The following is a 21,974-nucleotide window of genomic DNA, read 5'->3' as shown; positions in this document are numbered from 1 at the left end:
CATGACTTTTGACTCGCCCCTCGCTGCTTATCAACACGCTATCGCCCAGTTGGGCTTCGTCGCCGACGATGCCCAGCGCCGCGCGGTAGATGCCCTTCAAGCCTGTCATGACGCCCTGCACCAAGGCCGCTCGCCGATCACAGGCGTGTACCTGTGGGGCGCGGTCGGGCGCGGTAAAACCTGGTTGATGGACCAGTTCTATCAAAGCCTGCGGGTGCCCGCGCGGCGTCAGCACTTTCATCACTTCATGGGGTGGGTGCATCAGCGTTCGTTTCAACTCACCGGCACTCCCGACCCGTTGCACGCCCTGGCGCGGGAACTGAGCCAGGACGTACGCGTGTTGTGCTTTGACGAGTTGTTCGTCAATGACATCGGTGACGCGATCATCCTGGGGCGTCTGTTCCAGGTGATGTTCGAGGAAGGCGTGGTGATGGTCTGCACTTCAAACCAGCCGCCTGAGCAGCTGTATGCCGATGGCTTCAACCGCGAACGCTTCCTGCCGGGCATCGCTGCGATCGAGCAGCATATGCAGGTGGTAGCGGTGGATGGGGGGCAGGATCACCGTTTGCATCCGGGCGCAGGCCTGCAGCGCTATTGGGTGAATCAGCCGGATGCGCTGGCCAAGGTGTTCGGGCAACTGGCCGCAGGTCAGGCGCTGCATAGCGGGCCGATTGTGGTCGGCCATCGTACCATCCTGACGGTGCAGTCCAGTGACAGCGTGCTCTGGTGTCGCTACGCCGACCTGTGCGAGGAGCCTTTGGCGGCGATGGATTTCATGCTGCTGTGTGATCGTTTCAGTGCCATTTTGCTCGGTGAAGTCCCCAATCTGAGTGCGCAACAGCGGCCAGGCCGGATTGCCCGTGGCACCGAAGATGGCGCCCAGCGCGTGGTGGCCGGCGACCGCGAATTGCCGCAATTATCGGTGCACGATGACAGCGTACGTCGGTTCATCGCCTTGGTGGATGAGTGCTACGACCGCAAGGTGCCGTTGTTCCTTGAGGCCCACGTACCGCTGGAGAGCCTCTATACCGAGGGCTACCTGGGGTTTGCCTTCCGTCGGACCCTAAGCCGTTTGCAAGAAATGCAGCTGCAGCGTTTCGGCTTAAGCTTGTAAGAAAAATCGCGTAATTGCCCGTCCTCGGTGTTTTTATCGACATAACCTTCGCGGTTTCTGGTGGATATTTGTAGTTAATCTCCTTCATCTACTGCCGGGTCCATGCTTACAATCGTGCCTCTCAAAGGGAGCCGATTCCCTTGTTGTCACGATTGAGGAAGGCAATGGAAACCCCAGATATTCTGGTGCTGCAAGCCAGCTACACCAACCCTGTACACGCCGAAGCCATTGGCCGCGTGCTTAACCATTACGCCGAAGACCCGATGGGAGGAGGCCACAGCCTGCCCGTTGATCTGTTGGAGCAACTGCCGGCTGAACTGGCCAAGCGCCCGCATGCGTTCAGTGTGCTGGCGTTTGTCGGCGGTGTGCCGGCGGGGTTGGTGAATTGTTTCGAGGGGTTTTCCACGTTTGCCTGTCGTCCACTGGTCAACATTCACGACGTGGTAGTGATGAGTGAGTTTCGTGGCCTGGGCTTGAGTCAGAAAATGCTGCAAAAGGTCGAGGAAATTGCTCGGCAGCGTGGCTGCTGCAAAATCACCCTGGAGGTGCTTGAGGGCAATGCGGTCGCCCAGTCGGCGTATCGCAAGTTCGGTTTTGATGATGCTAAGTTTGACCCGGCCCATGGCCGCATGCTGTTCTGGAATAAACCGCTTTAATAAATAATAGGCAAAAAAAGGCGCCTTTAAATGGCGCCTTATAAACCTTTGCAAACGGAGCGGAATGGCTGAGGGTGTTGCAGATTAACTAAACATTAATTAACTCTTCGGCTGTTCCTGATCGGTGGTGCTGGTCTTGGAAGACTCGCCGTCAGCGGACGCTGTTTGTTCGTTAGTGCCGTGAACCTTCTGCTGCATGAAGGTGAAGTTGTTGTAGTACTCCTTTGCGCGCTCCGAGCCATCTTCCGCAAATGCGGCGGCGGAGGCGAGGGTCATCAGGCTGGCGAGCATCAAAGTCGAGAGTTTCATCGAGGTATTCTCATTAAGGGTGAGCGGTTATCCGTTCTGTCCTTGAGCAGATTCATGGGGTGATTCTGCCGCGACCTTATTAAGTGGGAATTAACCCGAGAAACACCCGAAGTTAATAGTTTCGTTAACTTCGGGTCAGTGGCTTTAAAGTTTCCAGTCCAAGGCCAGGGTGATCGCGCGCGGGTCCCCCCAGTACACGCCGTTATAGAAGCCGACACGTTCTTAGTATTTTTTTCGAACAGATTAGAGTGGGCGACCTCGTCTTTGCGGCCGCCCCGGAAAGGGGAGGCCTTGGCTCAAAGACGCAAGGAGTAGGGGACTTCAGGGGTAGTCGAGAATTGTTGTTATCGCTGTGTTACAAACCCGGTTGTTCCTGAAGCACCACATCGGTCGGGTTGACCTTCTTGGGCTTGATCAGGCTGAAGTCGATCAGGGCTTTCTGCTGGCGCATGTACGGGTTGCCAATGAGCAGCGGGCGAGGCGTGAAATGCTCACTTACCAGGCTCTTGCTACGGTCCAGCTCATCGAAGCTCAGCCCTGCCAGGTCAGCCCAGGTGTGAATCAACTGTGAGCTGCTGTAGGGGCGTTGCAGGTCGCTGGCAAAACTCCAGTCGTGGCTTTCGCGCCACTTCGGCGACGCGTAGGCAATGAATGGAATGGTGTACATCGGCGCCGTCGGCTTGCCTTCGTTGCGGCCCAGGGTTGCATGGCCGGCCGAGTCGAAGACGTCTTCGCCGTGGTCCGACAGGTACAGCAAGAACCCGTTGGGATCGGTCTTGGCGTAGTCCTTGATCAGGCTCGAGACCACGAAGTCGTTGTACCGCACTGCATTGTCGTAGCTGTTATAGGTGGGCAGTTGATCGTCACTCACGCCTGCCGGGACGCCTTGGCGATCGGTGAACGTGTCGAAGGTCGGCGGGTAGCGGTACTGGTAGCTCATGTGGGTGCCGAGCAGGTGCACCACGATGAACTTGCGCTCGGCTGGATCGGCCAGGGCCTTGGAGAAGGGCGCAAGGACGTCGCCGTCATATTGGCGGGCGTTCTGGTTGCGGTTGTTGTTCAGGTACACCTGTTCGTCGGCCTGTTCGGAAAAGGTCGTGAGCATGGTGTTGCGCTTGGTCATGGTCTGCTGGTTGGTGATCCAGTAGGTCTTGTACCCGGCCTGTTTCATCACGCTGACGATCGACGGCGTCTTGAGGTACAGGTCCGGGTTCTCCTCGTCGGCGAACGTCAGTACCTGTTGCAGGGCTTCGATGGTGTAGGGGCGTGGGGTGATGACATTGTCGAACACCGCCAGTTGGTCGCGCAGCTTGTCCAGTTCCGGCGTGGTGTTGCGCGGGTAGCCGTAGAGGCTCATGCGCTGGCGGTTGGTCGACTCGCCGATCACCAGCACCAGGGTCGAGGGCTGGCCGGCCATCGTGTCCTTGAGGTTGGTCAAAGGGGGGATCTGGCTGGCGCTGTCGAGCATGCCCTGCATGTTGTCCAGTTGCTCGGTGTAGCGGCGGTAGGCGACGATCATCTGCCAAGGCACGGCGGGCTCGATGCGCGATTCGAAGCGGTCAATGGCGTCGTCCATCGTGTCACTGCGGGCAATCTGCTTGACCAGTGGGTAGCCGACAATCGCCACCAGAATCGCCGTTGCTGCCACCAGGGCTTGGCCACGTGGCAGGTAGACCGGGCGCACGCGAGTCCAAAGGAAAATGGCCACGGCGGTGTGGGCAATAAACGCCAGCACGATCCACCAGGCGAAGTATTGAGTGGCGTATTCGCCGGCTTCAGAGATGTTCGACTCGAACATGATGAAGATGACGCTTTGGGAGAATTCCTGCTGGTAAATGAAGAAATAACCCAGGCTGGCCATTGAGCAGGCCCACAGCACTACGCCAATCACGGCGGCCAGCAAGCGTGTGCGGCGCGGGAATACCAGCAACGGTGCGAGCCACACGGCACTCATGAAGAACGCTTGGCGAAAACCGCTGAAGCCGGAGGTGCCGCTGAGTTGGATCAGCAGTTGGGTAATGCCCGAGAAGTACCAGAAAAACACGAATAGCCAGCCGAGACCGGCCCAATCAAAGCCTTTCGCAGACTTAGTGCTGCGTTCGAACATCGCCATCCAGCGCTCCAACCCGGTAATTGTCAGTCGACGCGCACGGCTGCACGCAACAGAGGCCACCCTTGCATGGGGTGGCCCTTGGGGGCGGGAGTATCAAGAAAGGCGTGTGAAAACTTTGTGAGATTTTTGTAGCCGTTATCTTACAAAGTCATGACAGGGCTTAGCAGAGCGCAGGTTGCGCGCCTGAGGGCTGGTCCAGCTGGGCTTGAATGATGTGAGCACGCAGGCGCATGACCTCGTGCTGCAACTGTTCGCGCTCGTCTTTCAACTGGCGCAATTCGTCGCGGCGGAGGGTGACGTACAGGGTCTGGGCAGGACGGGTCATCTGTGCAGTGCTCATTGCTTACCTCGCAAATAGCCGGTGTGTCGCGGTGTGCCAGAACGCTTGAGTCGAGGTTCTCGGCAACAGTCGGAAGCAATTCTGAATTCTTTTTCACGGCAATGGAACTTTTTTATTTTTGGTGGTCGTGTGACTTTTACTGCGGTGATGGTGAAACGATGGCCACTTTTTTGTCATGAAACTACAACGATCTGCCCTGGACTAACCCTCATTAGCCTCATTGCGCTATAAACTATGTCACACATTTTTTAGTAGTTAGGAGCATCAGCACATGCAACTGGGGATTATCGGACTAGGCCGCATGGGCGGGAATATTGCACGGCGCCTGATGCTCAATGGGCATACCACCGTTGTTTTCGACCGTAACGAAGCATTTGTCAAAGGTTTGAGCGAGGAGGGCGCCACTGGCGTCGCCGATCTCAAGGCTCTGGTCGCCGGGCTACAAAAGCCTCGCGCCGTCTGGGTGATGTTGCCGGCAGGCGACCCCACCGAAAGCACCATCAATGAACTCAGTGAGCTGCTCGAAGACGGCGACGTGATCATCGACGGCGGCAACACCAACTACAAGGACGACGTACGTCGTGGCAAAGCGCTGGCGCAAAAGGGCCTGCACTATGTCGACGTCGGCACCTCCGGTGGCGTCTGGGGCCTGGAGCGTGGTTATTGCATGATGATCGGTGGCGACACCGAGACCGTGCAACGCCTTGACCCGATCTTCGCCAGCCTGGCGCCGGGCCTGGGTAACATCCCGCGCACCAAGGACCGTTCGGCAAGCGCTGACAAGCGCGCCGAGCAGGGCTATATCCACGCAGGTCCGGCGGGTTCCGGGCATTTCGTCAAGATGATCCACAACGGCATCGAGTACGGGATGATGCAGGCCTTCGCCGAAGGTTTTGACATCCTCAAGACCAAGAACTCGGACAACCTGCCGGAAGATCAGCGTTTTGACCTCAACGTTGCCGATATCGCCGAAGTCTGGCGCCGTGGCAGCGTGGTTTCGTCCTGGTTGCTGGACCTGACCGCCGACGCACTGGCCACTGACCCGAAACTCGACGGCTACTCCGGTTCCGTTGCCGACAGTGGCGAAGGCCGCTGGACCATCGAAGCCGCGATGGAGCAGGCTGTGCCAGTACCGGTACTGTCCACCTCGTTGTTCGCACGTTTCCGCTCGCGCCAGCAGAGCACTTACGGTGACAAGATGCTGTCTGCCATGCGCTTTGGCTTTGGTGGTCACGTGGAGACTTCCAAAAAATGACCGCCAACGGCAAGAAACCCAAGGCCGAACCCGCTCCACCTACCACCTTGTTTCTGTTTGGCGCCCACGGCGACCTGGTCAAGCGCCTGCTCATGCCGGCGCTGTACAACCTCAGTCGTGATGGTTTGCTGGGCGATGGCCTGCGCATTGTGGGCGTTGATCACAACGCCATCAGTGATGCCGACTTCGCCAAGAAACTGGAGGACTTCATCCGCACCGAAGCCGCTAGCAAGGTCAAGGGCAGTGCGGACAATGCCCTCGACCCGCAGTTGTGGGCGCAGTTGGCCAAAGGTATCAGCTACGTCGAGGGCGACTTCCTCGACGACAGCACCTACGCCGACATCGGCAAGAAAATCGCCGACAGCGGCACCGGCAATGCGGTGTTCTACCTGGCCACCGCACCGCGCTTCTTCAGTGAAGTGGTGCAGCGCCTGGGCAGTGCCGGCCTGCTGACGGAAACCGATGACGGTTTCCGTCGCGTGGTGATCGAGAAGCCGTTTGGGTCTGACCTGGCCACCGCCGAAGCGCTGAACGCCAGCCTGCTCAAGGTGATGAGCGAGAAGCAGATCTATCGCATCGACCATTACCTGGGCAAGGAAACGGTGCAAAACATCCTGATCAGCCGGTTTTCCAACGTGCTGTTCGAAGCGTTCTGGAACAACCATTACATCGATCACGTGCAAATCACCGCGGCTGAAACCGTGGGCGTAGAAACCCGAGGCAATTTTTTCGAGAAAACCGGCACGTTGCGCGACATGGTGCCCAACCACTTGTTCCAGTTGCTGGCGATGGTCGCCATGGAGCCGCCTGCGGCCTTTGGCGCCGACGCCGTGCGCGGTGAGAAGGCCAAGGTAATCGGCGCGGTACGGCCGTGGTCCCTGGAAGATGCACGGGCCAACTCGGTGCGCGGGCAGTACACCGCCGGCGAAATCGGCGGCAAGCAGCTGCCGGGTTACCGGGAAGAAGCCAACGTCGCACCCGACAGCAGTACCGAGACGTTCGTGGCCCTCAAGGTGATGATCGACAACTGGCGCTGGGTCGGTGTGCCGTTCTACCTGCGTACTGGCAAGCGCATGAGCGTGCGCGACACCGAAATCGTGATCTGCTTCAAGCCGGCGCCCTATGCGCAGTTTCGCGATACCGAGGTGGATGAGCTCAAGCCCACCTACCTGAAAATCCAGATCCAGCCCAATGAAGGCATGTGGTTTGACCTGCTGGCGAAAAAGCCTGGGCCGACCCTGGACATGGCCAACATCCAACTGGGTTTCGCCTACAAGGACTTCTTCCAGATGCAGCCGTCGACCGGGTACGAAACCCTGATCTACGACTGCATGACCGGCGATCAGACCTTGTTCCAGCGTGCCGACAACATCGAGAACGGCTGGCGTGCGGTACAGCCATTCCTCGATGCGTGGAAGGAAGATGATGGCATCCAGGCCTACAAGGCAGGTGAAGATGGTCCGGCAGCGGCCGATGCGTTGCTGGCCCGTGATGGTCGCACCTGGCATACGCTCGGATGAGTGATGCCGCGATTCATCCCGTGCGTTTTATCCTCAGCGACGTGGACGGCACGTTGCTGCATCCGGACCACCGTCTTAGCCAACGCACCGTCGATGCGGTGAGTGCGCTGCGTGAGGCTGGGGTGTTTTTCAGCCTGGCCAGTGGCCGGCCGCCCAAGGCCATGCTGCACCTGATCGAGACCTTTGGTATCGATGTGCCTGTGGCGGGTTTCAACGGTGGCACCTTGATCAACCCGGATGGCAGCATCCTGCTTGCCCACCACCTGCCGGCCGAGGCGGCGCTGGTGACCCTGGCGCTGTTCTCAGCCGAGCCGGAGGTGGAAGCTTGGGTGTTTGCCGACGGTGACTGGCTCAGGCGTGGCCCGCCGGGGCCAATGGAACCGCGCGAAGCCCACGGCCTGGGATATGGGCCGGTGGTGGTGGAGAGTTTCGAGCCGTACCTGGACCGGATCGACAAGATCGTCGCCGCGAGCAATAACACCCAGCTCTTGGTGGCGCTGGAAGCGCGGTTGCAGCCCAAGGTGCAAGGCCTGGCGCAGGTTTCACGTTCGCAACCGGTTTATCTGGATGTGACGGCCATGCTGGCCAATAAGGGCGAGGCCTTGAAGACCCTGGCGGCGCACCTGGGGGTGCCGCTGGAACAGACGGCGGCCATCGGTGATGGTGGGAATGACCCGGCGATGTTTGAGGTGGCTGGCTTATCGATTGCGATGGGGCAGGCAGAAGAATCGGTCAAACGTCGGGCCAGTGTAGTGACTGGCAGTAATGTCGAGGACGGTGCTGCAGAAGCAATCGAGCGATTTATTCTCGCAACCAGATAAACGTCTTAAGTTCTAGTTTGCCCAACTTCCGATCACTGTTGTGGGGTGATCGGAAGTTGGCGCGGCGACTTACTTCGGCATGGCCCAGGACTGCAACTGGTAGCCATCTTTGTCGAGCTCGGCGCGGGCCTGCAACAGCAGGTCTTCCAATTGCGCCGGGTCGCTGTAAGTGTTCGACGACAGTTGTTTGCTGCCAATACGGGTATTGGTGCGGTCGATGACGCTCAGGCTCAGGGCGCCGTTGCCATCGTGCCAGGCCACGCACTGAAAGGGTTGGAAAGCACGGTCTGCGATCAAAAGAGCTTCGTTGATGCGGAGCGGGGCGTTCATGTGGGTCTCTCTCTAAATGCCCATTCAAGTGAGTACCGGCGGTTGGGCTGACCGTGCGGTGGGTTACTTGTACTGATGCGCGATGGTGGGGTGCGGGTCACATGTTAGAACAACAAATTTCAACTTTTCCTGATTAACGTCATGTAAGCAGCTGTTTTGAAAGCTGAATGAACGTTTGGGCGAGGCGCGACTGTTTTGCTTGAAACAGCGCTTGCTGGCTTTCTGCCCGCACTTATAGCGAAACGGTACAAGGGCAGCGTCAAGACCTTGCTAGTGTTAGCGCTGGGCCTCACAACGCATTGTTTCTAAATAACTTTAACAATTTTGACGCCAAGGAATAGTCATGGTTGTTACCCCCGTGCAACGCCGCTTGCTTGTGGTCGACCCCTGTGACGACTGCCATGGATTGTTGCCTGGCCTGCGCACCGCGGGCTGGGAGGTCGACAGCTGCGCCCTGGAAACGGTGGGCGACCGCTCCTGCGATGTAGGTTTGCTGCGCTTGCAGCCGTATCACCTGGAGCGTCCGGAAGCGGTCAAGGAGTTGATTGGCCGTAGCGGCACCGAATGGATTGCCGTGCTCAGCCAGGATGTCCTGCGGTTGCAGAATGTCGGCGATTTCGTGTGCGAGTGGTTCTTTGACTTCCATACCCTGCCGTTCGATGTGTCCAGGGTCCAGGTGACGCTGGGCCGCGCCTTCGGCATGGCGCGCCTGCGTGGCAAGGGGCATACCCCGGTCGATGAGCCAGAGCATGAACTGCTCGGTGACAGTCGCCCGATTCGCGAGCTGCGCAAGCTGTTATCCAAGCTGGCACCTACCGAGTCGCCGGTCCTGATTCGTGGCGACAGCGGTACCGGTAAGGAGCTGGTCGCCAAGACCTTGCACCGCCAATCCCAGCGCCACGCCAAGCCTTTTGTCGCGATCAACTGCGGCGCGATCCCGGAGCACTTGATTCAATCGGAACTGTTCGGCCACGAGAAAGGCGCGTTTACCGGCGCCCATCAACGCAAGGTCGGGCGCATTGAAGCGGCCCACGGCGGCACACTGTTCCTCGATGAAATAGGCGATTTACCGATGGAACTGCAAGCCAACTTGCTGCGGTTCTTGCAGGAAAAGCAGGTCGAGCGTGTCGGCGGTAGCCAGCCCATCCCGGTGGATGTGCGAGTGCTGGCCGCGACCCACGTCGATCTGGAAGCTGCGGTCGCCAAGGGCCGCTTTCGTGAAGACTTGTACTACCGGCTCAATGTGCTGCAAGTCGTCACGGCACCGCTGCGCGAGCGTCATGGTGATGTGGCGATGCTGGCCAACCACTTTTCACGCTTCTACAGCCAGGAAACCGGCCGCCGCCCGCGCAGTTTCAGTGAGGATGCCTTGGTTGCGATGGGGCAGCACCCGTGGCCGGGCAATGTGCGCGAGTTGGCGAACCGGGTACGCCGTGGCCTCGTGCTCGCCGAAGGGCGCCAGATCGAAGCCGTTGATCTGGGATTAGTGGGTGAACAGGTAATTTCGCCACCTATGGCTACACTGGAAGACTACAAGCACCGCGCCGAACGTCAGGCGCTGTGCGATGTGCTCAACCGGCACAGCGACAACCTGAGTGTCGCCGCCCGTGTGCTGGGGATTTCCCGGCCGACGTTCTACCGGTTGCTGCACAAACACCAGATCCGCTAGGGCGGGTAAACCGAAAAGCCCCGCAACGACCCTTATCGTTGCGGGGCTTTTCTCTGTGCACTTGAATCTGTAGGAGTCGGGTTAGAAGTAGTAAGGGAATTTCAGGCTGAACGTAAAGTCCGGCGCATCATCCGTCATCCCAATCGCCAGGTTCGGCACGATCGTCAGGTTATCCGATGCCGCAATGGTCATCCCCACGTTGAAGTACCCGGCATTCGCGTCGCTGGAGACCACCGACTGCCAGTCGCCACCATCCGGCTTGAGTCGGCTCTTGCGTTGCACCAGGTCCGACACCGAGAACGACATACTCATCTTCTCGTTGAGGGCGAAGGCTACACCGACGCCGAACTGGAAGCTGTCGCCAAGGCTGACCTTGCCGCCGACCTTCTGGTTGACGTCACTGCTGATGTCGTCAAACGAGTCCTCGAAGTTGTGGGTGTAGGACAGCGAGCCAAACAGCACCGCCGGGTCGAAGGTCTTGACCAGGGAAATCCCTGGTGTGATCGACCAGACGCCGTTGCCGGTGGGCAGGCTTTCCGGCACAAACAGGTTGTCGTTGCCGGGGGTATTGACCAGCTTGATACCAAACGGCTCTTTGCCCGTCGGCGCCTTGACCCGCACCGACACCACGGCGTCCGGAAGGTTAGGGGTTTCGTCGAGGAATTTGTACGCCACGCCGAAGTTGACGTCGCCGATGGTCGGGTCGCGGGTGACCGAGGCTTCCGACGTTGCGGTGCCGTTGTTGCCAGCACCGGCTGACTGGTAGGTGGAGTCGCGGTACACCACGGGCACGTTCACGTCGAACTGCCAACGGTTGTCGACGTTGTAGCGCCCGGTCAGGTCCAGGGTCCAGTTATCGGACTTGATCCGGTCCAGGTTGATATTGCCGAGGAAAATCGAGTCCAGCGCCAGGAACCCGTTGAGGGTCAACTGGCGGGCGTCGTAACGGGCATAGGTAATGCCGGTTTCAAAGCTGAACTTGCCGTTGCCGAAAAAGCCGCTGGCTTCGTTATAGAGGTTGCTCACACTTTGCGCAGGGGCCGAGTCGTCCTTGAGGGACTGGCCGTAGGAACTGCCGCCACCGCCTGCACCGCCAGAAGCGGCTGCGGCTCCCGTGCCCGCGACGGTGGTGCCGTTGGCTTTTTGAAAGTCTGCGGGGGACTTGGCCAGGCGTTTGGGCGCCGGTGCCGCCGGCTGGTCTTCGACCTGGCGTACGCGCTGCTCCAGCACCGCAAGGGCTTTTTGTTGCACATCGTACCGCTGCTTGAGTTCCAGGAGTTCCTGTTTGAGGGTTTCGATATCGGCGTCTGGCGCGGCATACAGAACGGATGCAGGCAAGAGCGTACTTAAACAGACCACCGCACGGAGCGATAACGATCGATGCATGAAATAAGCCGTCCTTTTCTAATGCGTAAGTGTCGAGGGTCAGCGTAGTTCAATAACCGAGAGTGCGTAGGCCTTTGAGTTGGTCCAAATTGCAGTTCAGCGCGCCGTTGTTCAAACCGTTGTTGTTCATCACGACATTGAGTTGGGTCATGTTGTTGACGAAGTTGGTGTTGCCGGTCAAAACCGTGCCTTGCAGCACCGTACCGCTGCCGATCTGCTGCAAACTGTTGCCCTGGTTGTGGTTGGCCTGGATCGCCATTTGCAGGCCGCCGTTGTTGGCCGACACGCTGACGCGGCCAGCGGCGCTGTCACCTGTGACGGTGCCACCGGCGACCAATACTTGCCCCGATTGCACAATGTTGGAAGGTGCAAAGCCATTCTCGACGGTGATACCTACGTTGTTATAGGCGGTGTTGCCATCGCCAGCGGTTCGCACGCTCTGCGTCACGCCCTGGCCACTGCCCAGGCCGGCGCCGCCGGTGACTGTGCCGGTACCGGTATTGGGGTTGCTCCCGTTGCCGGTCGAACCGGTGGTTTGTACGTAGAATTGTGGCGTGATGGTTGACGAGTCGACCTGCATGCTGGCCTTGCCGGTGATGGTGTCACCCACCGCGTTGGTCCAGGTACTGCTCATGACAATCCCGAAGCTGATGATTCGCCCCGGCATCACGTAACGGCCGCGCAGGTCGGCCATTTCCGAATCCTTGAGTTCGATGGGTTTGAACCCCGATGAAGCATAAGCGGGCATTGAGGCTGCCAGACACATGACCGTCAGCCAACGGGAAGTGTTCATCTTCTGCTCCTGGAGCGTCCTGCCCCTTATTGCGCTTCTAGAAGAAGTCGCTCTGGATAAAACCGAAATCCATCAGCTCGGCATCGCCCACGGGCCTGAACTCGTTCAACTGGTTCTTGGCGGTCAGCGGTGTAGGCGGGTCGAGCAAGACGTTGGCCTTGTCGTAACCTTCGCCCAGCACGGCAAACACGATGCCATTCCAGCCCTTGACGAAATCATCGTGCGAATAGCGTTTATGGCCCAGTACCGGGTCGCCTATGTAGACCCAGTCCTTGTCGGCGCGCTGCATCACCACGAAGTGCTTGTAGCCGCGAATTTCCAGCAGTACCACCACAGGGATTTTTACCGTGACCAAGGTGTCGGCCCCGATCTTGTAGCCCCGGGCGCGCATGCCAATGCTTTCGAGGTAGCGCTTCATGTCCAGCATGGAAAAGCCCTGGGTACGCACCAGGTCCTGGTCGGCAGTGACCAGCATGCCTTTGATGATGTGATCTTCGTCGACGTCCAGCCAATAGGCCTGGCGCAGGATGGTGGCGAGTGCCGCGGCACCGCAGCTGAAATCGGTTTTCTGTTCCACCAGGTTGGCGAAGCGGCGTTCACGGATACTCTCGACCTTCTTGAAGATCACTGCACCGCCAGGCATGGCTGAAATCGCCATAGTGCCTGCCCACGAAGGGCCGGTGAGTAACATCAGGAGGGTGAGGGTCGCGAGGCGCATGATCGACTGACCTGTTGGACACTGGAATAAAAAAGGGGCCTTGTTGCCAAGGCCCCGCTGGATCAGAAGCGCACGCCGCTGGCGCAGACGGTGCAACCTTGACCGATCGACAGGCTGTTGCTGCCTTGGTTGCCGGCACCGGATTGCAGGTTCACACCCACGTTGCCGGAGTTGCGGTTAACCGAGTTGTCGAGGCTGGAGTTGTTGGACACGTATTGAGCCTTGCCGCCGTGGCCATAGCCGTGGCTGGTTGCAGCCGTGTTGAGGTAGCTGTTGGCGAGCGAGTTTTGTTCGGTGTTGGCGGCTGCAGCGATGTTTTTGCCGTCAGCAGTGGTGATTGCCAGGTTGTTTTTACCCTGGTTGCCTTGACCGGCCTGGCCGTTGTAACCCAGGTTGCCGGAGTTACCGTTGACCGAGTTGTCCAGGGAGGCGTTGTTTTGGGTGCCTTTGTTGACGAAGTTGTTCAGGCCGCTGTTTTGGTTCACATCGACAACAGCGAATACTGAGGCGAAGTCACCTTTGGCGCTGGAGATGGCCGCAGAGTTATCTGCCTGGTTGCCACTGCCTGCTTGAACGTTGACACCGGTGTTGCCGCTGTTGCCGTTTACCGAGCCATCGGCAGAGGCGTTGTTTTCGGTTTTGGTGTCGTCAAACCGGTTGCCACCGCTGTTTTGCACATCGGTCACGACAGAGGCAACCACGCCGGTAGGTTGAGGCGCAGGGTGCCAGCCACCACCTGCTTGAGCAGCAGCAGCCATGAGTGCGGCGAGAGCGAAAACCATTGGTTTCAGAGCCATTTGAGGTTTCATGGTGTTTCTCCTTGCTTCTAATTAGTTGGTTAAGTGTTGGTACGGTCTAACGAGTGCTACCAAGCGTTTACTTGATAGTGATGCCTAGGGTGTTAGCCACTCGGTTCCCCACCCCGGCACTCTGGTTCACCTGAATCACTCCTCGGCTGCCTGTGAAGGCCTGGTCGCTCGTCGCGACTTGGCGGCTGCCAGTGGTGGGGGTGAGCCCTGAGTCGGTCAACTGCGTCGTGTTCTGTTGCAACAAGACGCTGTCATCGATGCTTTGCGGGCCAGGGTTGATGCTGATCCGCACGGCATTGATTGATTGGTTATTGGCCCCGGCCGACTGGTTGATGCCCAGTACGCCGTTGCCGTTGGTGAAAGAGGTGCCCTGGATCGCCGCTTTGGCATTCAGGGACGGGTCGACGCTGCCGTCCATGCGCTGGATGTTGACGTTGGTGGCCTGGCCACCGAGCGCGATGGCGCGGCTGTTGGACATTTGTTGCTGGTTGCCGGCGGCCTGGTTGATCGACACCACACCTTCGTACTGTTGGCCGCTGTTGCGGATCACGGCGGTGTCGTCGGCGAAGGCCGGGGCGCTGGCCAGCAAGGCGAGAACGAGCAGGGAGCGTTTCATTACTTGCCCCCCATCATGCTGCCGATGTTGTTCAGCGGTGCCATGCCGCGCTGGATCGAATCGCTGATCTGCCCACCCATGCTGCTGCCCGCACCGTGGCCGGCGGCAGAGCCGGCCCCCAAGGTGGACATGCTGTTTTGCGTGGCGTGCAGGCCGGTCAAGCTGCTGTTCGTCGGAATCGCGCCGACGATGCTGGAGCCGCTGCGGATGCCGCCGATATCCATATCACTGAGCTCGCCGGTGGCACCGATGATCTCGCGGCTGGGATTGGCGTTCGCAGTGGTGGGGTAGGGGTCTTTACCGAAGGCGGCGCGACCGTACATGTGAGGCTGTACGTTGCGCCCTGTCACGATCACACCGTCACCTGCAAAGCTTGGAACACTGATGCCGACGCTGAGTACACAGCTGATCAGCAGTACGTTCATCGAACCTTGAGTGAGTGTGATCACGGCGGCATTCCTTATTCTTCGCGCTGACCCTAAACAGCGCTGTAAGGGATAGAGCAGAAGCCGTGCCGCTTTTTATTTGTCGTTAGTATTCAATTAGTTGTGATTATTTCGAGGCGAAGTGATGTCACTGTTGTTTCATGGCTGATACAGCGTTTGCCCGGCACGCACTGAACGAGTCACACCAAAAACGATTCACCTACCTGTATCAGCGCTGTAACACCTTTGATGACAAAACGATGAATCCGCCCAGCACGGGCGATTCAGCGCAGTCGGGTGTATCAAAAATGGACACTGCAGACGCAAAAAAGCCCTGGCGAGGGTGCGAGGGCCTAGCTTTTCGGGGATTTACGCGGGATGGAATTGAGTACAGGGTTGCCGTCCTGGTTCTGGGTCAGATAGACCGGTAACACCTTGGGCAACGAGGGGACGAGGTTGTTGACCTCGTTGATGTTGTAGATCCCGCCGATACGAATCGTCCCGGTATTGGCGTCCGCGAGCATGACCGGCTTGTTCAAGTAGCGATTGATCAGCGGCAGCGCGTCGGCCAGCGCCAGGTTGTCGAGGATCAGCTTGCCTTGGCGCCAGGCCAGGGCGCTGTCGTCAAGGGCAATCGCTTTCACCCGTGGCGTAGCGTCGCCCGGTTGATAGCTGGCTTGCATGCCTGGGGTCAGCGGCACGCTGCCGTGCACCTTGTCACTGAAGATCTGCACCGAGCCTTCGAGCAGGATCACGCGCACCTGATCGCCATACTTCCACACGTTGAACTGCGTGCCTGTAACGCGCACCTTGCCTTCGCCGGCATGCACGATGAACGGGTGCTCGCGGTCATGGCTGACCTTGAAAAATGCCTCGCCTTTTCTCAGCGTGACCCGGCGCTCGTCCTTGTAGTTGCTGTAGACCAACTCGGTGCCCAGGTTCAGCTCTACCTGGCTGCCATCGCCCAAGGTCACTTGGCGCAAGCCTTGGGTGGCTTCGAAGCGTTCATAGGAACTGGGCAGCAAGCCCGCTTCCCATCCGGTGAAGGCCGCCAGAGGCAGCGCGGTCAGGCAGATTGCGGCTGCCACCGCATAGGTGCGCAGCCGGCTGCGGGGTTTGAACGGCACCACGGTCGCGTCGGGTTCACTGCGCGGCAGGTGGTCAGCAACGTCCCAGATTTCCAGCATCGCCGCGTATTCAAACGCGTGCAGCGGGTGGCAATCGTGCCATTGCGAAAAGGCCTGACGCTCCGCCGGCGTGCAATCACCCGCGTGCAGGCGCATGCACCAATGCGCGGCAGCTTCGGTGATGGCGTCATATTCGGCTTCTGAAAGGGACTTTTCGCTCATTAATTCATCCTGATTTCGCACATTCTAACCTCCACAAGTAGACGGCGAGAACAGGCATCATGGCGATTGCACATCAATTGGAACTTATTCTCGTTTGGGAATACCTAAAAATCAGGACATTCCCACAATGGAGTACGAAAATGCTGAAGAAAACCTTAGTCGCCCTGTGTGCAACCACTGCTCTGCTTAGTGCGGGCGCTGCCCTGGCCGATAAGCCAGGCGCAGGCTGGATCACCATCGAAAAAGCCATCGACGTTGCCAAGACCAAGGCGGGTTATGTCGAGGTCTATGCGGCAGAAGCCGATGACAATGGCTACTGGGAAGTCAAGGGACGCAAGTCCGACGGTACCGTGTACGAAGCCCGTATCGATGGGGCCTCCGGCAACATCCTGCGCGACCAGAAAGACTGACGCACCCTCCGGGAGCCTGCTCAGGCTCCCGCATCCAGCTCTCGCCCGAGTTGGCTGATCAGGTAGGTGACCGAATCGGCATTGGCCAGAATCGTGTCGATTCGTTTGTCTGCATTGCTCATGAACATGTCCCGTGCCTCATTCAGGGTTCGGCAGCCGGTGATGCCGAGGACTTTATCTTTTTGCGGCGTGGTCGCCCGACTGCTGCCGAAATCCTCCCATTCTTCGCTGAACTCATCCCAGGTTTTGAACAACAGCGTGGCGGGCGTCAGCGTGGACAGCGCGGTATCACGCAAGTCGGCCAGGTCGGTCTGCATCAGCCTGGCACCGTGGATCTTCACATTAATCAGGTCGTGAAACGGGCGCATGCTGTCCAGGTAAGCCAGGTCCTCAGTCAAGGATTTGATGTGCGATATCTCGTGAATCAGCACCGTTGCCCGTGCGTGGGCCGAGATGTTGAACGGCGTGGTCAGGCGGTTTTGATAGTTATCCAGTGGAGGGTCGAAAAAGCGGTCGAGCAAATAGATTTTCTGCTCTTGGTCATCGGGCAGCACAAAGGCAAAGGTGTTGCGCGGGCTGTAGCGATGGGTGCCGCTGACAAACCGCATCGAATCGGGGCTGATGAGGGTATGGTTCGTCAACTCATCGAGTATCTCGTCGACCCGTCGCTCGACTCGCTGCACCTGCTCGGGCGTCAGCGTGACGATGCCGAACAGTTCGCTGAAAAACCGCCCGAGCCGGCTATTGGGGGCCAAATGTGTGGCGAAGTGCAACAGGTTGCGTTTGCAGTTGACCGAATAGTACGTCGCGACATTGAGCGCTTCATCAATGCACTGGGCCTTCCAGTTGGATAGCGCGGCTATCTCTCGCATGCCCACCGCTTCGATATTGATGGCATCGCGCTCGGCTGCACGGGTGGTGAGTTTGCCGGCGTAGCGGCTTAACGTTTTGCCGTAGCGCGGGTAATGCCGGTCGAGGTCCAGTGTCCACACCCCCTGGGTGTTGCACTGCACATAAGGGCCCGGTAGCTCGCCCTGGATCAACCGCCAGTGTTTGCCGGCTTGTTTTATCGGATAAACCTTGCCCGACAAGGAGATGAACTGCCGCGTGCCGGCCTGATCCCTGTAAAGGCCGGTAGGCTTGCCTGGGGTGAGGTCCGCCAGCGCAATATCGTGGTCTTCGAATACTTGCAGGTGTGTCCGTGCGGGTGCGGTCAGGTCCAGGTCTGCCAGGGTATCCGCAGCAGGCGCGGGGGCTTGCAACCACTGCTCAACGGGGGGCGGCTCCGTGACTGGCGCGTCCTGGGGCAAGAGCTTGTCCAGCGCCTTGCGCAACGCGGCCAATTCGGCCACTCCGCCGGCAAAGGCCTTGAGCGCGCGTTGCCAGCGGTGCTGTTGCAGGTCTTCTGCGGAGGCCAGGAACAGTTTGTAGCTGCGCCACACCACTAGCGGGTAAGCAAGTTTACCGGCCATGAACTGCAAACCCTTGGGAATCTCCCGGGTCAACAGGCTGGTGATCCCGTCCCATTTGACCTTGCCCGACTCAGAGAACTGGCAGGCGAGCATCTGCAGCAGCAACTCAAGATTGTCCTTGAACAGGCGCTTGAGCAGGTTGCCGACAATCGGGTTGGCACCCACGCGCATTTCCGAAAGCCCATGACGCCAGTTCTGGCTGAGCAAATTGCGGTAAGTGGCTTGTTGCGATTCTTCCAACTGGCTGACCACCCACTCTTGCAGCGCCCCGGGGGTGGTGAATTCGCTGATGAACGCCGCTTCATTTGCGTATTCCTTCAACAGGTGGCTGGGGCTATAGGGCGCATACAGGATCAACGGGCCCGTCGCGCCGCCCTTCGGGCCAATCAGGTAGCAGCCCAGAGCCTTGACCAGCGCCGCCCCCGGCGTGGCGATCAGTTCGAGCGGGCGAACCATCGCCGTGACGCCGCTTACGCTGTTGCGCGCCAGGGCATCGGGCATATCAAAGACTTGCTGGATAAAGCTCCAGGCTGATGCCGACAGGCGCTCCTGAAGTGTTTGTTCATGGGCGTATTGCAGCAATTGCCACGGCAGTTGCCGACAAAACAATCGACGACGGCGACGGGTGTCTTCGGTCTGGCCCTTGAGCAGGGTGGTCAGCTGTGTCTGGTAGAGACTTTTCAAGTCCAGTTGGCGCACCAGTTGCACCACGGTGCTGCCATCGAGTGCTGCTGGCAAGGGCGTGTCTGTACGCGATCGCGGCCGGATATCGTCAGCGTTCAGTTCAGGCAAGTGCCGCAGGGCGAAGTCGGTCAGGGTCTGGGTGTGGTTTTGCAGGTCGATACGGCCAGGTATCAATATGGCGTCGGGGTTGACCACTTGCCCGGGAAACCGCGCATTGAGCAAGGTAGATAAGCTACTCAGCACCTGTTCGCGCATGGGTGTGAGGCCGTGCAGGTAATCCTGCTCATCCGTTACGCTGGCGCGGTATTGCTCAAGCAGTTCGGCATGCAGGATTTGTTCATGTGGCCGCGCCATCCCCAGCCAGACCGGCAGTGCCTGTTGATGGATCATGGCACGTGCAATGGCCATCGCCCTGGGCAGGTTGGTCGGTGTGGCCTGGCGGATAAAACTGTCCATGAAGTCCTGAAAGCGTTGAGCGTTCAATTTCATCGACAGTACATGGTCGATCTTGTCGCGCATGAAGTCGCTGTAAGTCTGTTGGCGATTGTGCAGCAGATGCTCGTCGATACGTTGCAGGGGGCCGAGCCGATAGGACTGGTGGGGTATGCGCTTGGAGGGTCTCAGGTTCTCGATCAGCGGTAACCGTGCGGTGGGGCTCAGCAAGCGTTGTTCCAGCACTTCGCGCAAGACGTTGAACGACGCAAAGGCCTCATAGCCGGCACGCGGCGTCCACAGCATTGCCAGCCCTGAATGGTCGGGGTCGGTGCCACCACGCTCGGTCAGTACAAAACAGTTGGTCAGCGCCTCGGGTACGGCGTCAGCCCCGAGGTTGAGGGTCAAGCCAAACGCGTCAGGGATAAACCCGTTGAGGCCACGCCGGGTGAGTCGGGTCATGTTTTCGGCGTGAAGGGCGCTGTCCAGCAGGTCGAGGCAGGCGACCGGCAGGCTCTTTTGTAATCGCCTCAGTTGTGCTTCACCGCTGAGCCCCAGCAACATGCCATGGCCCAGGTGCGCGCGGTTATGTTCCAGGAGTAGATGCGGCAGCGTCCGCAGGTCATGTTCTGCAAAGGTGGTCAGGACCTGCTCGATCACCGCATTGAAGCTGTTCGTGGTCAGGTTGTGCAGTTGGTTGGCGACGCCTGAGCGGCGCTTGCCGTAAAACCAGGTCAGGGGCGAGTCGGTCAAGGCCTCGGCTTGCTTGGCCAGGCGCGCAATAAAGTGCTCCACCATGCTTGTCGACGCCAGGGGCAATCGCTCTTCGCGCTCGCTGGCTGGCGTGGCGTAGCGGTTGATGTAGACGTTTTCGGCTTTGAGGCTCAACTGTCTTTTGCCCAGCTCGACGTTCAATGCTCGGCCCACCAACTCGCGCAGGGTCGGGTGTTTGCTGCGCTCCATCGCCATCGCCGCCTCGACCGTTTCCAGCGTCTTCAGCTGTGCCTTGGCCTTTTCGGCATGGACGGTAGAGGGGCGGCCGTTGCCGCTGGTGATGGGGTGGACGGACCAGCGCCCGCCGGCGTCCAGCGCCTGCAAACGGCTGTCGAGCATGGTGCGCACGTCCAGCGCATTGTCGAGCAGCGCGGCCAGGTCGATCTCACCTGCGCTACGCCGATAGAGCCCCAGCGCATATTCCAGGTTGTCGAACTGTTTGGCGAGAATGTCTTCGACCATCACCTGGAACGCATCGCCCGCCACCGGCTTGCCGGTCACTTCTATCTGATCACTGCCAATGAACACGCTACGCTCGTCCAAGGAGAGGAAATTGAGCAACTCATCTTCATGCCCTGCGGTTTTGAGCATGGTCAACAGGATGTCCTTCAGATCATCGATGTCCTTGAGCACCTGCAAGCCGCGTGATTGCGTGTAGAGGTACGCGTGGGCATTGCTGATCATCAAGGTGCCCCCAAGATGGACATAGTGCTGAAAGGGCGCATGGATGCGCACCCTCTCGACGTTCAGGTGGTGGGTATGGGCCGCGCGCGCGGTCTTGTCTGCCAGGAACAGCGCGCGCAGTTGCTCGCTTTCTTCGCTGCTCAGGATCATGTCCTGATGCTTGAACAGCAGGTCTGCGCGACATTTGTCACTCATGACGCGGGCGCAAAACCGTTGGCGCGACTGGTCCGCGTTGACCTCTTGGTTCCAGTACGACTTGAGCAGGCTGTTCAATAGCTTGGAAAGAATGCCGCTGGTTTGCTCGACCACGCTGTTCCATCGCTGCTGGTCCTCGGCCAGTTGCTGCTGGCTGAAGGCTGTGGTGTTTCGGCCGATGTTGAAGAACGAATGAGTCTGGTCGGTTGGCCAGGCATGCCTGACATAAAACCGCAGCAACGCATCACGCAAGGGAAGCGAGTCGACCCAGCGGGCCTCTTCGCCCGTGGCCGGGCGGCTGAAGAAGTTCACGCGAGTGTCGGCCGGGTTCAACCCAGGGAAATAGGAGCGGGCCATGATGCCGAGCAAGGTGTCGAGCATGTCGTTCAGACCGGGGAGCTTGCGCAGTTCATCGAGCATCGCCCGTACATTTTTTTGCTGGTTAGCCAGGATGATCCTCCGTTGGTCGGCCATCACGGCGTCCGCAATCGTGGCGGTGGTCAGCGTCAGGCGCACGTTTATCGGCAACGCGTCCCGTTCGGCAATGGACAGAAACTGGAGCAACTCGCTGCGCCTGCTCGGTTGCGTCAAGCGTTCCTGCACCTCGCCAAGCAGGCCGGCACGGCTGTCGAACAGTTCCAGGCCACCGTAGGGGGTATAGAGCACGGCTTTGTTGTCGTCCGGCGTCGGGCTCATCATGAACGCGCCCGCCAGTGGGATGGCGGGTTGACCGCCGGGGTTGATCAACAACCGTTCTACGTGCATGGGGTTGCCTTGCACCGCGGGGTCCTGGCGGGCTGCGTCGGTGGCGTAGTACAGCGTGTGCAACCATTCAAGGTCCTTGACCGTGAACCCCAGGGCACGCTCCCGTGGTGTCGGCTCCTTGCGTTTTACGGGAAGCAGGAACTCGTCGAAGAAGTACGGCGGGATGACCGTCGACATAGGGCACTCTCCATCAGATAGACGTTTACGAGCGCCCACGTTAAGGATTGCGCCGGAGTGCAGGGGGGTAGATAACTCGCGATCAAACCGCCGCAGACGTCAAGCGCCCGTTGACAGCAGGCACCTGAGGCGTTGTTTAATCGGGGGTCTGGATTCTT

The 21,974-nt window shown here is 59.1% G+C and carries 19 protein-coding genes; 7 read left to right on the top strand and 12 right to left on the bottom strand.

Annotated features, from left to right (window positions below):
• The first annotated feature begins 1 nt into the window (after window position 1).
• Window positions 2–1,114, top strand: a complete 1,113-nt coding sequence (gene zapE / locus PspS35_RS16095; RefSeq protein WP_159935732.1) for a cell division protein ZapE — start codon at window positions 2–4, stop codon at window positions 1,112–1,114.
• Between the two features lie 164 nt (window positions 1,115–1,278).
• Window positions 1,279–1,770, top strand: a complete 492-nt coding sequence (locus tag PspS35_RS16090; protein ID WP_159935731.1) for a GNAT family N-acetyltransferase — start codon at window positions 1,279–1,281, stop codon at window positions 1,768–1,770.
• Between the two features lie 99 nt (window positions 1,771–1,869).
• On the opposite strand, the gene PspS35_RS16085 is transcribed toward PspS35_RS16090, so the two are convergent.
• From PspS35_RS16085 to PspS35_RS30080, 3 genes are all read right to left on the bottom strand, one after another.
• A complete protein-coding gene (locus PspS35_RS16085) occupies window positions 1,870–2,079 on the bottom strand; it encodes a hypothetical protein (RefSeq protein ID WP_159935730.1) in 210 nt (69 codons plus the stop codon).
• Window positions 2,080–2,434: 355 nt separating this feature from the next.
• Window positions 2,435–4,192 (bottom strand): phosphoethanolamine transferase CptA, encoded by a 1,758-nt coding sequence (locus PspS35_RS16080; RefSeq protein WP_159935729.1) that lies wholly within the window; start codon window positions 4,190–4,192, stop codon window positions 2,435–2,437.
• A gap of 160 nt (window positions 4,193–4,352) precedes the next feature.
• Window positions 4,353–4,532, bottom strand: coding sequence for a DUF6026 family protein (locus PspS35_RS30080; RefSeq protein ID WP_275113817.1), 180 nt, complete (start codon window positions 4,530–4,532; stop codon window positions 4,353–4,355).
• A 271-nt stretch (window positions 4,533–4,803) separates the two neighbouring features.
• Between PspS35_RS30080 and gnd the strand changes: the two genes are divergently transcribed.
• Genes gnd through PspS35_RS16065 form a run of 3 tightly spaced genes read left to right on the top strand, consistent with a single transcriptional unit; the run spans window position 4,804 to window position 8,128 of the window.
• Window positions 4,804–5,787, top strand: coding sequence for a phosphogluconate dehydrogenase (NAD(+)-dependent, decarboxylating) (gene gnd, locus PspS35_RS16075; RefSeq protein WP_159935728.1), 984 nt, complete (start codon window positions 4,804–4,806; stop codon window positions 5,785–5,787).
• Entirely contained in the window at window positions 5,784–7,307 is a 1,524-nt protein-coding gene (gene zwf, locus PspS35_RS16070) for a glucose-6-phosphate dehydrogenase (RefSeq protein ID WP_159935727.1), read from the top strand. Before gnd ends, zwf begins: the two co-directional genes overlap by 4 nt.
• Window positions 7,304–8,128 carry an HAD family hydrolase gene (locus PspS35_RS16065; RefSeq protein ID WP_159935726.1) on the top strand — a complete coding sequence of 275 codons (825 nt, stop codon included), beginning with the start codon at window positions 7,304–7,306 and terminating at the stop codon, window positions 8,126–8,128. Before zwf ends, PspS35_RS16065 begins: the two co-directional genes overlap by 4 nt.
• A 69-nt stretch (window positions 8,129–8,197) precedes the next feature.
• Here PspS35_RS16065 and PspS35_RS16060 read toward each other — a convergent pair whose 3' ends face one another.
• Entirely contained in the window at window positions 8,198–8,458 is a 261-nt protein-coding gene (locus tag PspS35_RS16060; protein WP_032887053.1) for a hypothetical protein, read from the bottom strand.
• 343 nt (window positions 8,459–8,801) lie between these two features.
• Between PspS35_RS16060 and PspS35_RS16055 the strand changes: the two genes are divergently transcribed.
• On the top strand, window positions 8,802–10,127 hold the full coding sequence (locus tag PspS35_RS16055) for a sigma-54 dependent transcriptional regulator (protein WP_159935725.1): 1,326 nt from the start codon (window positions 8,802–8,804) through the stop codon (window positions 10,125–10,127).
• Window positions 10,128–10,208: 81 nt separating this feature from the next.
• Here the strand turns inward: PspS35_RS16055 and PspS35_RS16050 are convergent, their stop codons facing one another.
• From PspS35_RS16050 to PspS35_RS16020, 7 genes are all read right to left on the bottom strand, one after another.
• Window positions 10,209–11,513 (bottom strand): hypothetical protein, encoded by a 1,305-nt coding sequence (locus tag PspS35_RS16050; protein ID WP_159935724.1) that lies wholly within the window; start codon window positions 11,511–11,513, stop codon window positions 10,209–10,211.
• Between the two features lie 49 nt (window positions 11,514–11,562).
• A complete protein-coding gene (locus PspS35_RS16045) occupies window positions 11,563–12,306 on the bottom strand; it encodes a hypothetical protein (protein ID WP_159935723.1) in 744 nt (247 codons plus the stop codon).
• 37 nt (window positions 12,307–12,343) lie between these two features.
• Entirely contained in the window at window positions 12,344–13,024 is a 681-nt protein-coding gene (locus PspS35_RS16040; RefSeq protein WP_159935722.1) for a C39 family peptidase, read from the bottom strand.
• Window positions 13,025–13,086: 62 nt separating this feature from the next.
• Window positions 13,087–13,833, bottom strand: a complete 747-nt coding sequence (locus tag PspS35_RS16035; protein WP_159935721.1) for a hypothetical protein — start codon at window positions 13,831–13,833, stop codon at window positions 13,087–13,089.
• Window positions 13,834–13,900: 67 nt separating this feature from the next.
• Window positions 13,901–14,449: an adhesin gene (locus tag PspS35_RS16030; RefSeq protein WP_159935720.1), complete on the bottom strand. Its 549-nt coding sequence runs from the start codon at window positions 14,447–14,449 to the stop codon at window positions 13,901–13,903.
• Complete coding sequence (locus PspS35_RS16025) at window positions 14,449–14,898, bottom strand: hypothetical protein (RefSeq protein WP_159935719.1); 450 nt, start codon at window positions 14,896–14,898, stop codon at window positions 14,449–14,451. Before PspS35_RS16025 ends, PspS35_RS16030 begins: the two co-directional genes overlap by 1 nt.
• Before the next feature lie 329 nt (window positions 14,899–15,227).
• Window positions 15,228–16,223, bottom strand: coding sequence for a FecR family protein (locus PspS35_RS16020; RefSeq protein WP_159935718.1), 996 nt, complete (start codon window positions 16,221–16,223; stop codon window positions 15,228–15,230).
• A 140-nt stretch (window positions 16,224–16,363) separates the two neighbouring features.
• On the opposite strand from PspS35_RS16020, the gene PspS35_RS16015 reads away from it, so the two are divergent.
• Entirely contained in the window at window positions 16,364–16,633 is a 270-nt protein-coding gene (locus PspS35_RS16015) for a PepSY domain-containing protein (RefSeq protein WP_065927883.1), read from the top strand.
• Window positions 16,634–16,653: 20 nt separating this feature from the next.
• Here PspS35_RS16015 and PspS35_RS16010 read toward each other — a convergent pair whose 3' ends face one another.
• Window positions 16,654–21,816: a DUF6543 domain-containing protein gene (locus PspS35_RS16010; protein ID WP_159935717.1), complete on the bottom strand. Its 5,163-nt coding sequence runs from the start codon at window positions 21,814–21,816 to the stop codon at window positions 16,654–16,656.
• Between the last annotated feature and the right edge of the window lie 158 nt (window positions 21,817–21,974).

Origin of the sequence: Pseudomonas sp. S35 (assembly GCF_009866765.1) — a bacterium.
GTDB lineage: Bacteria > Pseudomonadota > Gammaproteobacteria > Pseudomonadales > Pseudomonadaceae > Aquipseudomonas.
Note: the sequence above shows the minus strand (reverse complement) of the source record. Positions and strands in the feature narration are given on the sequence as shown.

Excerpts from the sequence above, each read along its gene's own strand:
- zapE (WP_159935732.1), top strand. The coding sequence starts at position 2 with ATGACTTTTGACTCGCCCCTCGCTGCTTATCAACACGCTATCGCCCAG.
- PspS35_RS16090 (WP_159935731.1), top strand. The coding sequence starts at position 1,279 with ATGGAAACCCCAGATATTCTGGTGCTGCAAGCCAGCTACACCAACCCT.
- PspS35_RS16085 (WP_159935730.1), bottom strand. The coding sequence starts at position 2,079 with ATGAAACTCTCGACTTTGATGCTCGCCAGCCTGATGACCCTCGCCTCC.
- PspS35_RS16080 (WP_159935729.1), bottom strand. The coding sequence starts at position 4,192 with ATGGCGATGTTCGAACGCAGCACTAAGTCTGCGAAAGGCTTTGATTGG.
- PspS35_RS30080 (WP_275113817.1), bottom strand. The coding sequence starts at position 4,532 with ATGAGCACTGCACAGATGACCCGTCCTGCCCAGACCCTGTACGTCACC.
- gnd (WP_159935728.1), top strand. The coding sequence starts at position 4,804 with ATGCAACTGGGGATTATCGGACTAGGCCGCATGGGCGGGAATATTGCA.
- zwf (WP_159935727.1), top strand. The coding sequence starts at position 5,784 with ATGACCGCCAACGGCAAGAAACCCAAGGCCGAACCCGCTCCACCTACC.
- PspS35_RS16065 (WP_159935726.1), top strand. The coding sequence starts at position 7,304 with ATGAGTGATGCCGCGATTCATCCCGTGCGTTTTATCCTCAGCGACGTG.
- PspS35_RS16060 (WP_032887053.1), bottom strand. The coding sequence starts at position 8,458 with ATGAACGCCCCGCTCCGCATCAACGAAGCTCTTTTGATCGCAGACCGT.
- PspS35_RS16055 (WP_159935725.1), top strand. The coding sequence starts at position 8,802 with ATGGTTGTTACCCCCGTGCAACGCCGCTTGCTTGTGGTCGACCCCTGT.
- PspS35_RS16050 (WP_159935724.1), bottom strand. The coding sequence starts at position 11,513 with ATGCATCGATCGTTATCGCTCCGTGCGGTGGTCTGTTTAAGTACGCTC.
- PspS35_RS16045 (WP_159935723.1), bottom strand. The coding sequence starts at position 12,306 with ATGAACACTTCCCGTTGGCTGACGGTCATGTGTCTGGCAGCCTCAATG.
- PspS35_RS16040 (WP_159935722.1), bottom strand. The coding sequence starts at position 13,024 with ATGCGCCTCGCGACCCTCACCCTCCTGATGTTACTCACCGGCCCTTCG.
- PspS35_RS16035 (WP_159935721.1), bottom strand. The coding sequence starts at position 13,833 with ATGAAACCTCAAATGGCTCTGAAACCAATGGTTTTCGCTCTCGCCGCA.
- PspS35_RS16030 (WP_159935720.1), bottom strand. The coding sequence starts at position 14,449 with ATGAAACGCTCCCTGCTCGTTCTCGCCTTGCTGGCCAGCGCCCCGGCC.
- PspS35_RS16020 (WP_159935718.1), bottom strand. The coding sequence starts at position 16,223 with ATGAGCGAAAAGTCCCTTTCAGAAGCCGAATATGACGCCATCACCGAA.
- PspS35_RS16015 (WP_065927883.1), top strand. The coding sequence starts at position 16,364 with ATGCTGAAGAAAACCTTAGTCGCCCTGTGTGCAACCACTGCTCTGCTT.
- PspS35_RS16010 (WP_159935717.1), bottom strand. The coding sequence starts at position 21,816 with ATGTCGACGGTCATCCCGCCGTACTTCTTCGACGAGTTCCTGCTTCCC.